The sequence below is a fragment of the Streptomyces sp. NPDC039736 genome, assembly GCF_055596485.1.
The window spans coordinates 294539-309335 of sequence record NZ_JBVIUQ010000007.1; the positions used below are offsets into that span (position 1 = coordinate 294539).

Consider the following 14797-nt stretch of genomic DNA (forward strand, 5'->3'; position numbering starts at 1 on the left):
GGAGCCCCGGCTCAGACGAGCGCGTTCGACAGCAGGGTGGCCGTCCGGGCGATCAGGGCGTTGTCGGGCAGGGCGTCGGGAGCGTGCCGGGTGGTGAGGACCGCCATGACGAGGGGAGCGCGCCCGGGAGGCCACACGAGGCCCACGTCGTGGTTGGTGCCGTACTTCCCGCCCCCGGTCTTGTCCGCGACGACCCAGTCGGCCGGCAGGCCCGCCCGCAACTTCGCGGCGCCCGTGGTGGTGGCCTTCAGCCAGCCGGTGAGCCGCCTGCGGTCCGGCGGCGTGAGAACGTCGCCGAGGACCAGACGCGCGTAGGTCCGCCCGATGGCGCTCGGGCTGGTGGTGTCCGTCACCCGGCCCGGCTCGGCGGAGTTGAGCTCGGGCTCCCACCGGTCGAGCCGTGTCGTACGGTCCCCGATCGAGCGGCAGTAGCGCGTGATCGCGCTCGGGCCGCCCAGCTCGCGCAGGAGCAGGTTGCCCGCCGCGTTGTCGCTCTGGGAGATCGTGGCGGCGCAGAGTTCGGCCACGGTCATGCCATTGGCGAGGTTCTCCGGCTTGGCGGTGACCGGTGCGTAGCCCGAGTCCGTGGTGTCCTTCTCGGTGTAGTGGAGGCGCTTCGCGAGGAACCGCCCGTCCGTGTCGAGGTGGTGCAGCACCGCTGCGGCGGCCAGCGTCTTGAAGGTCGAGCAGACGGGGAAACGCTCCTGCGCGCGGTGCCGCACCACACGGCCGGTGGCCGTGTCCTGGGCGTAGACGCCCAGCCGCGCCGCGTGCTGCTCCTCCAGCTCCCGCAACTGGCGGATGACCGCCTCCTCGCCCCGCGTCGTGGCAGCCCGGGCGCTCGTCGGCAGGGCGCCGGCCAGGACCGCGCCGGCCCCCACGGTGAGCATCCCGCGCCGGGACAGGGGACTGCGGGCGTTCATCAGGGTCATCGTCTTCTCCTCCGGTCCGTTGGGCTGACAATGATCAAGAGGCAGGAGCGGAGCACTCGGTTCCGGTCGATGCGCACGCGCTTCGGGACGCGGTGGATTGAGAGTGATATGTCCCGCTTGCGCCCCCTCGGGTCAGACCTTGTGCACCACTTCACCGCCGACCACCACGACCTCGGCCACCGTTCCGAGGATCTCCGAGGGGTCGGCGGTCCGCAGGATGTCGCGGGACAGCACGACGAAGTCGGCGAGCTTGCCGACGGTGAGCGAACCGCGTTCTCCCTCCAGGAAGTTGGCGTACGCCGAGCCCATCGTGTAGCCGCGCACCGCGGTTTCCACATCCACGGTCTCCTGCGGCATCCACGCCTCGCCGCCGTCCAGCGGACGGCGGGTGACGGCCGTGTAGATGCCGACCATCGGGTCCATCTCGGCCACGTTCCAGTCGCTGGAGAAGGCCAGCACCGCACCGGCCTCGTGCAGGGAGCGCATCGGCCATGCCTTGTGCCAGCGGTCCGCGCCGACGTTCTCGGCCCAGTCCTTGCCCGGCCCGGCGATCTCCGGGGCGCTGTGCCGGGGCTGCATGCAGGCGACCACGCCCAGCTCGGCGAAGCGCGGGGTGTCCCGCGGGTCGAGGCACTCGACGTGCACGACCTGGTGGCGGGCGTCCCGGGGCCCGTTGGCGGTACGCGCGCGGGCGACGGCGTCCAGGACGGTGCGGATGCCGCGGTCCCCGGTGGCGTGGACGAAGCACTGGAAACCGCGGGCGTCGAGCGCGGTCAGCAGGTCCGCGAACTCCTCCGGCGGGTAGAACGTCTCGCCCCGGTGGTGCCCGCAGCCCGCGTACGGCTCCAGCAGGGCGGCGGTGCGGGGCTCCACGACGTCGTCGATGTACAGCTTGAGGGGCCCCACCCGCAGCCGGTCGTCGTCGTACCGGCGGGCGGCGGCCGCGAAGTCGTCCAGGTCGGCCGCGGTGGTGCCCCGGGGGTGGAACAGGGCGGCGACGACGCGGGACCGGAGCCGACCCTCGGCGGCGGCCCGTTCGTACAGGGCCAGGTCGTCGAGGGAGTTCTGCGGCTCCACGACGGTGGTGATGCCGAAGCCGACGGCGTCGTCCAGGCTCTTGGCGAGACGCCCGTACTGACGGTCCTGACAGGCCCAGGGCACGCCGAGCGCGCGCAGCGCCCGATGGCCGTCGCGCGAGAGCCCCTTGACGGCGAACTCCGTGATGAATCCGGTCGGTTCCCCCGTCGCGGGGTCGGTGGCGGCCTCGCCGAAGGGCAGGCTGGTGCGGGTGCGGTCGACGCCCAGGCGGCGCAGGGCCGCGGTGTTGAGCCAGGCGGTGTGCACGTCGTAGCTGAGGACGAACGCGGGAACGTCGCCGGTGACCGGGTCGAGATCGGCGGCGCACGGCATCCGCCCCCCTTCGATCGCGGAGTAGTCGAAGGCCTCGGCCTCCACCCACGCGGCGTCCGGGTGGGCCGCGAGCCAGGAGCCGATCCGCCGGTGGATCTCGCCGAGGGTGCCCGCACCGGCCAACTGGACGCAGGCGTCGTCCGAGCCGAGCCGGACGTGGTTGTGGGCGTCGATGAACCCCGGCAGGACGAGCCGGCCCCGGGCGTCCAGGACTTCGGTGTCCGGACCGGTCCAGGCGGCGGCCTCCTCGGTCGTGCCGAGCCACACGATGCGGCCGTCGCGCACGGCGAGGGCCTCGGCCTCCGGGCGGCCGGGGTCGACGGTGTGCAGACGGCCGCCGACGAGGACGAGATCGGCGGGGGCGGTGCGGGTCATGGGAAGGAACTCCTGGGGTCGGTGGGGGAGAGGGGGAGAGAGGTCAGAGGGCGGCGGGGACCGGACGCACCGTGCGCCGGGCGAGCAGCCAGTAGAGGGAGCCGGCGACGACCGAGCCCAGCAGGGAGAGGTCGGCCCCGCCGAGCGGGGCCACCAGCGGCCCGGTCCACAGCTCGGAGTCGCAGGTCAGCGCCCCGAACAGGATTCCGGCGACCAGGGCGGCCACACCGGGGAGGTGGACGCCGCCCCGGTACCAGTAGGCGCGGTCGCCGCCCGAGTGGAGCGCTTCGGTGTCGTACGTGCAGCGCCGCAGCAGCATGTCCGCGAGGAAGACGCCGCCCCACGGCGCGAAGACGATGATCAGCAGCGACAGGAAGGACAGCAGCGACTCGGTGAAGTCGGTGAGGAACAACGCGCCGAGGGAGCCCAGCGCCGTGACGCCGGCACTGATCAGGATGGTCCTGGCCCGGGTCCACGGAATGCCGAGGACCTGGAGGTTGAGGCTGGAGGAGTACAGCGTGACGATCGAGTTGGTGACCGAACCGCCCAGCACCAGAACGAGGAACAGCGGCTGGAACCAGCCCGGCAGCAGCCCCTCCGCCCCCGCCACGCTGTCGCTCATGTCGGTACGGGTCGCGGCGGCGGCCCCGGCCACGCCCAGGGCGACCGAGGACAGCAGCCCGCCGAGGGCGCCGCTCCAGGTGAGCGAGCGCAGCGATGTGGTGCGGGGCAGGTAGCGGGTGTAGTCGGCGGGCATCGGCAGGTACGAGAACGGCCCGGCCAGCACGACCACGAAGGCCAGGCTCCACGCCGAGATCCCCGGCCCGGTGGCCGGCGCCGAGGTGTCCGCGCCGGGCAGCAGGAAGGCCAGCAGCGCGGCGAAACCCACCGCCAGGACGTACGCCATCCAGCGTTCGGCGAACTGGACGGTGGCGTGCCCCCACATCGCGACCACGAAGGTGAGCGCCAGCGTGACCGCCAGCGCCACGGCGCGGGCGGTGTGCCCGCCGGGCAGGCCCAGCTCGGCGAAGAGGGACTCCAGGGCGAGCGTGCCCACCACGGTGTTCACCACCGTGTAACCGATGCTCACCACCCAATTGAGCACTCCCGCCGGGAAGTTGCCCCGCGTCCCGAAGGCGGCGCGGGAGACGACCAGGGTCGCGGTGCCGGTGCGGATGCCGCTGAGGCCCGCCGCGCTGATGACGAAGAAGGACAGCCCGCCGATCACGATGACGGCGGTGGCCTGCCAGAAGGACAGTCCGAAGGCGACCGCCAGGGCCCCGTTGATGACGTAGGTGAAGGTGAGGTTGGAGCCGAACCAGAGCCAGAAGAGGTCCTTGGGGCTGCCGTGCCGCTCTTCCTCCGGGACGGGCTCGATGCCTCGCTGCTCGACCTGGAACACGGCGTCCCGGGCGGCCGGCCCGGGGGTGTTCCGTCCTGCCGCACCGGCTGCGCCCCGCCCTGCGGCCGTCTGTTGCTGCGCCATGCGCGCACCTCGCCCCTTGTGCCGGATTTTGAATGCCGTTCTAGAAAGTAGAACGTCATTCAAGATGGGGGACGCGGTGCGCGCCGTCAAGACCCGCCCATGAACCGCCGTCGGAAAACGCGTTAGGGTCGAGAGCGGACAGCGACGGACGACGACGGAAGCGCCGGCCCGGGGCCCGGCCGGTAATCCGGCCCGCGGCCCGGGCGGCTGCCGGCAGGGCGATCACGAAGGCGGCAGGGGTGGCAGGCGCGGCACGCAGGCGCAGCGGGCTGGTGGCTCAGGACCGGATGCTCGAAGAGGCCATGGCGGCGATCGCCGAGGACGGGCTGGCCGCGCTGACCATGTCCGCGCTCGCCGACCGGCTGGGCACCAGCGGCGGCCACATCCTGTACTACTTCGGCAGCAAGGACCTGCTGCTCCTGGAGGCCCTCCGGTGGAGCGAGGCGGCGCTCGGCGAGGAGCGCGCCGCCCTCCTCGCCCGGCGGACCGCCGCCGAACGCAAACTCGACCAGTTCTTGGAGCTGTACCTGCCGCGCGGCGCCCGCGACCCCCGCTGGATGCTGTGGATCGAGCTCTGGGCGAGAGCGCCCGCCAACGAACCGCTGCGCCGGGCCCAGGAGGAGATGGACCGGGGCTGGCAGGACGACCTCGAACGCATTCTCACCGCGGGAGTGGCCCGCGGCCGTTTCGCCCCCGTCGCGGACGTCGCGGCCCGCGCCTCGGAACTCCTCGCTCTGCTCGACGGGTTGAGCACCCGGGTGGTCCTGGGCCAGCGCGGCACCGACCGGCGCCAGGCCCTGTCCGCCGCCCGTTCGGCGGTGGAGCGCCTGGTCCCGCCGCTGTAACCGTCCCCGTGCACGGCTACCGGGGCAACGGGCTGCGCACGACCAGGCCCAGACCGGCCGTCAGGACGACCGGCGCGGTCAGCAGGCCGCCGTACGGAGTGGAACGGCGGAGCGGCGGCAGGTGCCGTTCCCCGACGGCGGCGAGCCGGTTGCCGCCCCGGGCGAGCAGCAGTCCGGCGGCGGTGAGGGCGGCGGCCGTGCCCAGCCCGTACCCGAGGACGAGCAGCACCCCGAAGCCCGTCCTGCTCAGCACGGTCGCACCGAGCAGGACGACGAGCGCCGACGGACCCGGCACCAGCCCCCCGCCGGGCCGACGTCGACCGACGGCGCCGGTACCGGCCCCCCTCGCGCCGCCCGTGCCCGCCTCCTGATCTCCGCCCTGTTCGCCAGGCCCGACGGGTCCAGGCCCAGCGACACCGCCGCGACACGCGGGTCCAGGACGTGGTCGCCGGGACGCCCCGGCGGCCTCACCCGCCACTGCCGTGGCCAGGGGGACTCGGTTCGTGCACCGAAGCCCCGCGCCGGGACCCGTGGGGAGTTCAGGCGGCTCGCCCCCACTGATGCGTGCCGGGGCGGCCCGCCCGGCGGCCGTTGACCGACGGTGCGGCGGCGTGGGTGAGGGTGGCCAGGCACACGCGGCCGGAGTGCTTGCCGTCGTACATCGCGGCGTCGGCTGCCCGTTGCAGCGCGGACAGGTCCCGGGTCCCCACCGCGTCCGGAGTCGCTGCGCCGACGGACGCGCCGACGAGGACCGTGCGCCCGTCCTCCAGCCGCACCGGGGTGCACAGCATGCGCATCAACTGCCCCAGGCGCTCCTCGCGGCGGGCGGCGGCCAGCGGAAGCACGACGGCGAACTCGTCACCCCCGAGCCTGCCCGCCGAGGCGTGCGGGCCCGCCCACGCGGAGAGTCGCGCCCCGAAGGCGGCCAGGACGGCGTCCCCGGCCGCGTGCCCGAAGTTGTCGTTGACGGACTTGAAGTGATCCACGTCGACCAGCACCACCGCGGTGCCGTCTCCGTGACGCCGCAGGACCCGCAGGGCACGGGCGGTGTAGGCGTCCCGGCGCAACAGCCCGGTGAGCGGGTCGACCCGGGTCGCGGCGAGTCGCTTGTGCAGGACGACGGCGTGCACGGTCCAGCCGGTCAACGGCAGGGCCGCGGTGGTGAGAAGGAGGGCGCGCTGCCCAAGTGGACGCAGGGGAAGGTGTGTTGAGGTCATGGGGTCCTCCGTATCGGCTCGTACGGAATGGCTGCCCGCCACGGCCGACGGATGTCGGACCGCGCGCGACCACCACGTGCCACGATCCCGGCTCCCACCGCCGATCCACCCTTCCCCGCCGGGCCCGGAACGCGGACGCCGACGAGCGTGACGTTCCGCCTGCCGTCGGCCGGCAGGGCGGCGGCGCCCTCCAGCGGCTCGCTCATGTGCCCGTGGCACTCACCGACCACGACCGTGTGCCGTACACGAAGCACAACGTCGGCACGCCCGGCGGACACATCGGTACGGTCAGCGCCGGCGGGCGCCGGCCCGCGGGCACCGCTCGGTGCGCACCGCACGTACGGCGGCGAGCCGGGCGAGCGCGAGCAGCGGCGGAAGCGCGACCGCCGGCGTCAACGCGCACAGCGCGACGCTGTGCCGGACGGCCGGACAGGACAGCGCGACCGCCCCACGCCGGTCGTCGGCAGGCTGCGCCGCCAGGCCGGCGCGGTGCGTTCGGGCCGGAGATTGGAATCCCAGGACGCGTACGGCCGCGACATCGCGGCAGAATCACGACGGCGACCGCGGCCCCCGGTGTCGCCAGCGCGAAGGGCAGGAGCGAAGGGCAGCACGGCAGGGGCGCGGCAGCCCAGGCGGGCAGAGGGGCGGTGAACGGAAGTGCCCCGTGGTTCCCCTCCCCAGGGAGGGAGGGGAACCACGGGGCCCGGGCCGTTCAGGCGCGTGCGGTGGGCTGTCTGCGCAGCCGCACGAGCCCGTGGCCCCCGCACCCCGCACTCGACATCGCCCAGCCGAGGACTTCGGTCAGCCAGGCCAGTGCCTCGATCGACCACTCGCGGACCGTGCAGTCGACCTGGCCGAGGAACTCCAGCGGTACGTAGGGAGATCCTCGGAACGCGACCGGCCCCGGGGCGGGCCGGTCGCTTACTGCCAGTACGGCTGCGTCACCGAGCCATGCCTGGGCCGTCGCGGCCACGGCGGCCACGTCCGCACTCCCGCCGCCCTCGCCGGCCGAGGCGTACAGCTCGATGCCGGCCACTTCCGACCGGTCCGGGTCGGAGAACTCGAACCAGTCGCGGTCGTAGGCGAACTCCATCGGGTCACGGGGGAACCGGCCCAGCGGGATGAGGAAGTCGCCCTCATCGATCCGCGGTGTGCCGACCTTCCTGAGAACCCGGTCGAGCAGGGCCCCGATCGGCTGCAGCGGAAGTCTGCCCGGTGCCGATTCGGCAGTGTCGACCTGCAACCAGATCAGTTCGGGTGCGTCGGAGCTTCCGGTCCACGAGTCGCCCGCGTCGTGATGGCTCCAGCTGACCCGGGGCGATCCCTTCGACCCGTGGAACTCCGTCAGGCCGTGCATGACGCCCTGTCTGACGATCAGGCTGAACGCGTCGTCGTCCCGGCCGTCCGCGTACAGCCGGTCGGCCCACTCGTGAAGCTCGATCGAGCCCGTGAGGCTGACGATCAGCGTTGATTCCATACCGGTCACAGGAGTCACCCACCGACTAGACCTGGGGCAGGCAGGGGTACGACTGCGGCGCCGTCACGGCCTGCTCGTTGCTGTCGGCGTGCCCGATGAGGTCAACGTCGATCCGGGTGCGGTACGTCCACTTCGTACCCGGAACGACCGGGCCCTGGGCGCACACCATGCGTGCCGTCGCCCGTCCCTTGCTGCCACCGCCGGGGTACGCGTTCTTCTTCACGCCCGAGCCGACCACGCGCCAGCCCTTCCCGGACTTCACCTCGAGCCAGATGGAGATGTTGGCCTTGGTGGCCTTGGTCGTCCCCTTGATCCACCAGCCGTGACCGGACATCGCCGCGGGAGACCCCGGCTTCGAGGTCGAGTAGTGGACCTTGTCGCCGGTCGTCACGAAGAGACCGATGGGCGCGGCCGCGGCGGAAGGGGAGCCTTCGACGCTGGGCGCGGCCTCGACCGCGGGGCTCGGCTTCGGGGCAGGAAGCTGCTCCGCGCCCGCCGTGGCGAAGGACGATCCGACGAGCGAGGCCGCCGCGAGTGAGCTGACGAGAGCCAACCGAATGACGCGCATGTATCCCCCAGACAGAAAAGGTGTCCGCTGGTCGTGCGGACACAGCGCTGAAGCTAACACGCCTGCGGACTCGGCTTCGGACGATGCCCCGAAGCGCGGTGACGAGTGTCGTGCGGCGGCTGGATCAACGCCTTTTTCGCCTGGCTGTACGCCAGTTCACACCGTCCCCGACGGGCAGGAGGGTGGCGGCGTCGCAGCCTAAGGAGACGAAGGAGCCGAACCGGGCGATGACGAATGATCGAAAGGAGTGGGGGAGTGGCCTTCCCAGATCTGGAGGGACGCGCGTTCGGGGTGGGGCAGAGTCTTCGACTCGGCGTCCAGGACGCGGGTGAGGCGGCCGCCGGGCCGGTGGGCCGGCCAGCCCGCGTCGCCGGTGGTGATGAAGCGAACCCATGAGTCCTGGAGTTCGCGGGAGAGCGCGACGGCCTCGGGAGGAGGCTCCTCGCCGACGAGCTGGACGCCGACGGGGCTGTCCAGCGTGCCGAACGCCAGGGGCAGGTCGAGGCTGTGGCAGGCGCCCAGGATGCCGCCGAGGACCGGGGCGGGCCAGCACAGTTCGAAGAGGTACGAGGTGCCGCCGGCCGCGGCGTTCGCCTCGGCCAGCTTCTGTGACGGCATGCGGAACAGGGCGTCGGAGTACACCGTCTCCACCAGCTCCTCCGGGCCCGCCTGCGGGAACGCGGCACGGTAGGCCCGCGCGCCGTCCGGTCGCGGGGCGAGCAGTTCCAGGGCCGCGTCCGCGTCCTCCTCGGTGAAGGTGCCGTACCGCCCGCTCACGACGCTGAAGTACCGGAACTCGTCCCGGGCGTGACCGACGAGCAGTTCGGTCCCGCGCGCCCGGGCGCCGGTCAGCGCCGACCAGGGCGTTTCCGGGAGGACCTCGCCGTCGACGACGGGGCACAGCGCGGTGCCGGTCTCCGTGAGGCGTCCCCAGCTCTCCCGGTGCGCGTGCAGGCCGGCGTTGAAGGAGGTGAGCTCGGCGGCCAGGCGCCACGGGTCGATGTCGCGCAGGGCCTCGGCGGTGGGGGCCGCGCCGAGCCGGCCCGCGAAGGCGGCGGTGACCTCTCGTGCCAGCGCGGGGGTGCTGTACAGCCCCGGCACGGAATGGGCGACGGCCCGCCGGAACAGGCCGCGCGCGGACTCCATCGTCAGCAGGGCGGCGACCGAGCCCGCCCCGGCGGACAGCCCGCCCACGGTGACCCGGCCGGGATCGCCCCCGAAGGCGGCGATGTTGCGCTGCACCCACTCCAGCGCCGCGATCTGGTCGAGGAACCCGCGGTTGGGCGGCGCGTCGTCGAGGAACGCGAAACCCTCCGCGCCCACCCGGCAGTTGACGGTGACCACGACGACTCCCGCCCCGGCCAGCGCCGCCGGGTCGTACATCGGGTCGCTCGACACCGCCGAGAGGTAGCCGCCCACGGGGATCCACACCAGCACCGGCAGTCCCGCCGCCCCGGGATCCGGAGTGCCGACGTCGAGCGTCAGCCAGTCGGTGCCCTGCGGGGACACGTCGATCGGCAGGGACAGCGGCACCACGGGGCCGAACTCGACCGCCTGCCGCGTCCCCTCCCAGCGGTGCGGCGGCGCGGGCGCGGCGAAGCGGAGCGCCCCGACCGGGGGCCGGGCGTAGGGGATGCCGCGGAACACCGCGTGCCCCTGCCGCCGACGTCCCTGCACCACGCCTTCCGTGGTCCGCACCTTCGGTTGCTCGGACATGACGAATCCTTCCCTCGGGTGGGCCCCACGGTTATGGGTCAGGTGTACTATGTCAATCGTATTGGAAAAGTTCTCGGCCATCAGGAAGGGGCCGGCGATGCCCAAACAGGTGGATCACCGCAGCCGCCGCGAAGCGATCGCCCGCGCGCTGTGGCGGGTGGTGGAGCAGCGCGGCGTCACACAACTGACGATGCGCGTGGTGGCGCAGGAGGCGGGCATGTCGCTCGGTCAGTTGCAGCACTACTTCGCGTCCCGGACCGCCATGCTCTCGTTCGCCATGGACTTCGCGTCCGAGCAGACCTCGGTGCGCGTGCGCCAGGGGCTCGAAAAGCTCGGGGACCGTCCGCACCCCCGGGACGTGCTGCGAGTGACGCTCGCGGAGATGCTCCCCCTGCACGCCGACGCCCGCGCGACGAGCCGGATGAGCGCCGCCTACGTCCTGGAGGCGCTGCACGACCAGGCCGTGCACGAGCAGGCGCGCCGCGGCCTCGTCCAAGGGCGGGCCCTCGTCGAGCAGTTGGTCCGTCAGGCGATCGCCGACGGGCACATCGACTCCGGCCGCGACCCGGCGACCGAGACCAACCTGCTCCTCGCCCTCACCGGCTTCACCCCCCTGATCGAACTCGACGTGATCGCGCCCCGGGACGCGCTCGCCGCGATCGACGCGCACCTGGACCGGCTGTTCGGCGTTCCTCGGCTTCGGCAGGGCGCGTAATGGCCGTGCACGTGACCGTGTGGGACGACCGCGAGGGGGCGACGGGCAGCCGGGCCCGGACGGCTCCGACGGTCCAGGTGGCCACGACGGCCGCCGCCCCGGCCCTGTTCGTCCACAACATCTTCACCTGGGGCAGCGACCCCGCGTACGGGTTCGCCGCGCAGCGACCCCTCGCCGACAGCCGGCGACTCCTCCTGATGGACCGCCGGGGTTACGGCGACAGTCCCGACACCGCACGCAGCGACTTCGAGGTCGACGCCGAGGACGCCGTGGCGGTTCTCGGCGACGAGGCGCTCACCGCCGGTCCGGGCGGCGCTCATCTCGTGGGGCACGGGAACGGCGCCGTCGCCGCGCTCATCGCCGCCGCACGCCGGCCCGGCCTCGTCCGTTCCCTCGCCCTCATCCAGCCCTCCGCCTTCACTGCCGCGGCGCATCACCCCGTCGTCGCCGGCCTGCTCGACCGGGTGCGCGACGGCGCGCCGGGCATCCCGGAGGGCGTCACGCCGGAGCAGTACCTGCGGGCGTCCACCGAAGGGCTGGGGATGGACATGCCCGAGCCCACGCCCCGCCGGCTCCGTGCCGTCGCCACCTCCATGAGGGAGCGTCCCGTCTGGGAGGCGGACATCCCGCTGGAGGCGATCCGGAACGCCGCCCTGCCGGTCCTCGTGATCTGCGGGACCTGGGAGCACGCGCCGGCCGCGTACCGCGAACACGTGGGGCTGCCCCTCACCGCCGTGGCCGAGTCCCTCACCGAATCGCTCGACGGCCGGCTCCTGCGGGTCCCCGGGTACTACCCGCACACCCAGGAACCCGCTCTCGTCAACGCGGCCCTGCGGGAGTTCTGGGGCTGAGCCGGTCTCCGCGCGGGCTGCCGGTCCCACGCGGCCACGCCCGGGCCGGTGCCCCGTCTCATGGCCGTGCCCGGAAGGCACCGGCACCATCCACCTGAAATCTGGAACCTGGGCCGGTCACGAGGCCGAGTGCGGCACTCTCGCGCTGTCGTGACAGCCCCCGCTGCCACACCGTGTTCTTCCCCGGCACGGGGCGGACCTGACCGCCAACGGGAGGACCGATGCGTGGCGGCCACCCGGGGCGCACTGGACCGGTGCTTGATGTCGACGGCCGCGCCGATGCCCAGGACCGGCCGGTTCAGCCCTGACGTGGCCTGTACGTTGCGGCCCGGGACCTCCACGGTGCCCTTGGCGCTGCGGGTCATGTCCTTCGCCCGCAGATCCTCCATCGCGTGGTCCTGCCGGTTCGTGGGTGCCCCCGCCGTGGCGTTCCGGTCGTTCGAGCCGAACAGTGCCCGTACGTCCCGCCCCGTCACCGAGAACGACCGTCCATCCCGACGACGAAGGCGGCCCCGGTGAACGACCCGCCCCCCACCGTCCGTCCCGTAACACCGCAGCGCGACCTGACCCGATGCGCGACGAGCACGCCCACGCCGCCACCCGCGCCCTGCGCACCCGGTGAGCCCTGCGCACCCGGTGAGGGGGGATCACCGTACGTCCGCTTCCACGGCCACCCGGCACGCGTACCGCATCGCGACGACCCACGGAGGTCACCGGGCGGGCAGCGAGTCCGCGATCGCGAGGGAGGACGGAGCGAGCCGGGTCTCTCCGTCGTCGATGTCCCAGAGTGCGTTCTGCAGCAGCCGTCCCATGGTCCAGCCCGTCGCACGTGCGCGATCCAGGCCGAGGACATCGGTGAGCAGGTCGAAGCGGCGCCGCACGGTGCGCAGAGTGTCGCCCTGCGCCACGACGTCGTCCCACCTGCTGTTCAGGGCGGGCCACAGATCGAATCCCGGGTCGCCGACGAGCGGCTCGGGATCGATGGCGATCCACGGCTCGCGCTGCGCGGCGAGAACGTTGTCGTAGTGCAGGTCCCAGTGCAACAGCCGGTCCCCGGGCTCACCGGCCAATTCGGTCACCGCCGACGCCCAACTGCGCAGGTGCTGACGGTCGGCCGGGTCGGCCAGCCTGCTGCTCGCGTGGGGGACCTGATCCAGCATCTCGGAGGCGATGTCGCCGAGACCGCGCAGTCCCCGCGGCGCGGGGACGGCGATCAGCCGCGCGTGCAGTTCCGCGAGGGTGCTCATCGCCACGTCGTCGTCGTTGACCGAGGCCAGCGTGCGGGCCCCGTTCAGGCGCTCAAGGAGCATGCTGCTGCTCACAGGATCATGATCGAGCAGCCGCACCATCCCCTCGCCGTTCCAGGTGCGGAGGCCGATCAGCGCGGCGGCGGTCTCCTGCCGGGGCAGCTGGAGTCTCAGGACCACGGGCGTACCGTCGGAACGCACCACCGGCACTACCAGTGCGGCTTCTCCGGCTTTCGCGGTGCCGTCCCGTTCCAGGTCCCAGCGTTCCAGCATGCTCGTCGCGAGAGCCGGCAGCCCGGCGATCCAGGCTCTCCCCTCCTCGCCGAAGCCCGTGGAGTACGAAGCAGCCAGGTGAGGCGGGACCTCGCCTGCTTCCAACGTACGCACATCGCACCTCTCGCACAGGAATCCACGGGGGACGGGGTTCGCACCGCAACCTACCGGAGGCCGACGGACAGTCTGTCCATCGCGGCGTACCGGTCACCTCGCAGCCAGCGGGGACACCGGCCGCGCCCCCTCGACCGGCCCTGTGACGGCACTCTTCCGATGGCGAATGAACGAGTGAGCAGGCGCGCGGACGAGCCGGCGCACTGAGCGGGAGCGGATGCACGTCTGGAGCCCGGGCGCATGACCGGATCGGTTCGCAACGGTCGGGTACGGCCGGGGTGACCGCTGCCAGAGTTGATGTCGAAAGGGAGGCCCCGTGATCTCAGCACTCAACCAGTTGGTCGACCTCGTCGAGGAGCACCTCGCGGAGGAACTCGACATCCGAGGGCTGGCAGCGGCGCTCGGCACGACCGACTACCACCTGCGCCGGATGTTCTCGTCGCTGGCAGGCATGCCGCTGTCGGAGTACGTGCGCCGACGGCGCATGACCGTTGCCGCCGCCGACGTCGTCCAGGGCAAGGACGATCTGCTGAGCATCGCCGTCCGGCACGGATACGGCTCCAGCGAGGCGTTCGGACGCGCATTCCGGTCGGTCCACGGCGCCGGCCCCGGTGACGTGCGCCGCGACGGAGGCCCCCTGCGCACACAACCCCAGCTCAGGTTCCGCCTGACCGTTGAAGGGAGCAATTCCATGGACACCCGCATCATCGACCGACCCGCGTTCCGGCTCGTCGGACACGCAGCCCGGGTCCCGCTCATCCACCAAGGCGTCAACCCCCACATCCAGCGGCACATCGCCGCACTGCCCCACGAGGAACACCTGCGGCTGAAGGCTCTGAGCGACACCGAACCGGAAGGTCTGCTCCAGGTCTCCGACGACCTCGACCCCGACGCCGGGGAAGGCAGCGAACTGACCTACCTGCACGGAGTGGCACTCACCCACGGCACACCGGCCCCGGACGACCTCGACACCATCGAGGTGCCGCCCGGGAGGTGGGCGGTCTTCCGTACCAGCGGACCGCATCCGCAGGCCCTGCAGACGACCTGGGCGGCGACCGCTGCCGAGTGGTTCCCCTCCAACCCGTGGCGGCTGCGACCGGGCCCCTCGATCGTCGCGATCCTTGAGCGCGCGGACGACTTCACCACGGCGACCTGCGAGCTGTGGCTGCCTGTCGAACCGGCCTGACGCACCGGCGAACACGGTTGAGCGCTTCAGCGGGGCGGAACCCGCCCACTGAAGCGCTCAACCGCTGTGGCCCGTGTCCGAGCACGGCGACCGATCCCGAACCCGCGGCGAACCACCGGGCCGCCGCCGACCACGACCACCAGGAGCAGGTCGACAGCCCCCACGGCCCCGCCCGGACGACGAACGCGCAGACCACCGGCACTTCGCCGGCTACGCCGAACAGTCCGGCGACGACATCGACGTGGACGACATCGACGTGGCCGACGCGTGCCGGGCGAGCGGGCCGGACACACTGCGACCAGGCAGCGCAGAGCCCAGCGGCCGCCAGGCCCGCCCGAACGCTCGCCCGGCAGCAGCCGCCAACGGCGGCACCCGCCGGACGCCG

At 72.8% G+C, this 14797-nt stretch carries 13 protein-coding genes; 4 read left to right on the forward strand and 9 right to left on the reverse strand.

The features are described from left to right. Positions 1-11: 11 nt before the first annotated feature. From bla to ACZ56L_RS23355, 3 genes are all read right to left on the reverse strand, one after another. Positions 12-932, reverse strand: a complete 921-nt coding sequence (gene bla, locus ACZ56L_RS23345; protein ID WP_471066008.1) for a class A beta-lactamase — start codon at positions 930-932, stop codon at positions 12-14. A 132-nt stretch (positions 933-1064) separates the two neighbouring features. Continuing rightward, positions 1065-2717: an amidohydrolase gene (locus ACZ56L_RS23350; RefSeq protein WP_471066010.1), complete on the reverse strand. Its 1653-nt coding sequence runs from the start codon at positions 2715-2717 to the stop codon at positions 1065-1067. A 43-nt stretch (positions 2718-2760) separates the two neighbouring features. After that, on the reverse strand, positions 2761-4203 hold the full coding sequence (locus ACZ56L_RS23355; RefSeq protein WP_471066012.1) for a purine-cytosine permease family protein: 1443 nt from the start codon (positions 4201-4203) through the stop codon (positions 2761-2763). Positions 4204-4442: 239 nt separating this feature from the next. On the opposite strand from ACZ56L_RS23355, the gene ACZ56L_RS23360 reads away from it, so the two are divergent. Further along, on the forward strand, positions 4443-5048 hold the full coding sequence (locus ACZ56L_RS23360; protein ID WP_471066014.1) for a TetR/AcrR family transcriptional regulator: 606 nt from the start codon (positions 4443-4445) through the stop codon (positions 5046-5048). A 16-nt stretch (positions 5049-5064) separates the two neighbouring features. Here the strand turns inward: ACZ56L_RS23360 and ACZ56L_RS23365 are convergent, their stop codons facing one another. The 5 genes from ACZ56L_RS23365 to ACZ56L_RS23385 form a co-directional block, all read right to left on the reverse strand. Then, on the reverse strand, positions 5065-5343 hold the full coding sequence (locus ACZ56L_RS23365) for a hypothetical protein (RefSeq protein ID WP_468689983.1): 279 nt from the start codon (positions 5341-5343) through the stop codon (positions 5065-5067). Between the two features lie 244 nt (positions 5344-5587). Next, positions 5588-6265 (reverse strand): GGDEF domain-containing protein, encoded by a 678-nt coding sequence (locus ACZ56L_RS23370; protein WP_471066017.1) that lies wholly within the window; start codon positions 6263-6265, stop codon positions 5588-5590. 712 nt (positions 6266-6977) lie between these two features. Next, positions 6978-7742, reverse strand: coding sequence for a hypothetical protein (locus ACZ56L_RS23375; protein ID WP_471066018.1), 765 nt, complete (start codon positions 7740-7742; stop codon positions 6978-6980). A gap of 25 nt (positions 7743-7767) precedes the next feature. After that, the gene (locus ACZ56L_RS23380) at positions 7768-8310 is read right to left on the reverse strand and encodes a hypothetical protein (RefSeq protein WP_468689988.1); all 543 of its coding nucleotides are present in this window, start codon (positions 8308-8310) and stop codon (positions 7768-7770) included. 198 nt (positions 8311-8508) lie between these two features. After that, a complete protein-coding gene (locus ACZ56L_RS23385) occupies positions 8509-10026 on the reverse strand; it encodes a carboxylesterase/lipase family protein (protein ID WP_471066020.1) in 1518 nt (505 codons plus the stop codon). Positions 10027-10123: 97 nt separating this feature from the next. Between ACZ56L_RS23385 and ACZ56L_RS23390 the strand changes: the two genes are divergently transcribed. After that, positions 10124-10741 carry a TetR/AcrR family transcriptional regulator gene (locus ACZ56L_RS23390; RefSeq protein WP_471066022.1) on the forward strand — a complete coding sequence of 206 codons (618 nt, stop codon included), beginning with the start codon at positions 10124-10126 and terminating at the stop codon, positions 10739-10741. Further along, positions 10741-11592 carry an alpha/beta fold hydrolase gene (locus ACZ56L_RS23395; protein WP_471066024.1) on the forward strand — a complete coding sequence of 284 codons (852 nt, stop codon included), beginning with the start codon at positions 10741-10743 and terminating at the stop codon, positions 11590-11592. Before ACZ56L_RS23390 ends, ACZ56L_RS23395 begins: the two co-directional genes overlap by 1 nt. A gap of 710 nt (positions 11593-12302) precedes the next feature. Here ACZ56L_RS23395 and ACZ56L_RS23400 read toward each other — a convergent pair. Further along, on the reverse strand, positions 12303-13226 hold the full coding sequence (locus tag ACZ56L_RS23400; protein ID WP_471066026.1) for an aminoglycoside phosphotransferase family protein: 924 nt from the start codon (positions 13224-13226) through the stop codon (positions 12303-12305). 316 nt (positions 13227-13542) lie between these two features. Here ACZ56L_RS23400 and ACZ56L_RS23405 point away from each other — a divergent pair, with 316 nt between their 5' ends. After that, on the forward strand, positions 13543-14412 hold the full coding sequence (locus ACZ56L_RS23405) for an AraC family transcriptional regulator (protein WP_401760329.1): 870 nt from the start codon (positions 13543-13545) through the stop codon (positions 14410-14412). Positions 14413-14797 lie beyond the last annotated feature (385 nt).

What these genes read in the sequence shown, in the direction of transcription:
- bla (WP_471066008.1), bottom strand. Translation starts at nt 932, where the DNA reads ATGACCCTGATGAACGCCCGCAGTCCCCTGTCCCGGCGCGGGATGCTC.
- ACZ56L_RS23350 (WP_471066010.1), bottom strand. Translation starts at nt 2,717, where the DNA reads ATGACCCGCACCGCCCCCGCCGATCTCGTCCTCGTCGGCGGCCGTCTG.
- ACZ56L_RS23355 (WP_471066012.1), bottom strand. Translation starts at nt 4,203, where the DNA reads ATGGCGCAGCAACAGACGGCCGCAGGGCGGGGCGCAGCCGGTGCGGCA.
- ACZ56L_RS23370 (WP_471066017.1), bottom strand. Translation starts at nt 6,265, where the DNA reads ATGACCTCAACACACCTTCCCCTGCGTCCACTTGGGCAGCGCGCCCTC.
- ACZ56L_RS23375 (WP_471066018.1), bottom strand. Translation starts at nt 7,742, where the DNA reads ATGGAATCAACGCTGATCGTCAGCCTCACGGGCTCGATCGAGCTTCAC.
- ACZ56L_RS23380 (WP_468689988.1), bottom strand. Translation starts at nt 8,310, where the DNA reads ATGCGCGTCATTCGGTTGGCTCTCGTCAGCTCACTCGCGGCGGCCTCG.
- ACZ56L_RS23385 (WP_471066020.1), bottom strand. Translation starts at nt 10,026, where the DNA reads ATGTCCGAGCAACCGAAGGTGCGGACCACGGAAGGCGTGGTGCAGGGA.
- ACZ56L_RS23390 (WP_471066022.1), top strand. Translation starts at nt 10,124, where the DNA reads ATGCCCAAACAGGTGGATCACCGCAGCCGCCGCGAAGCGATCGCCCGC.
- ACZ56L_RS23395 (WP_471066024.1), top strand. Translation starts at nt 10,741, where the DNA reads ATGGCCGTGCACGTGACCGTGTGGGACGACCGCGAGGGGGCGACGGGC.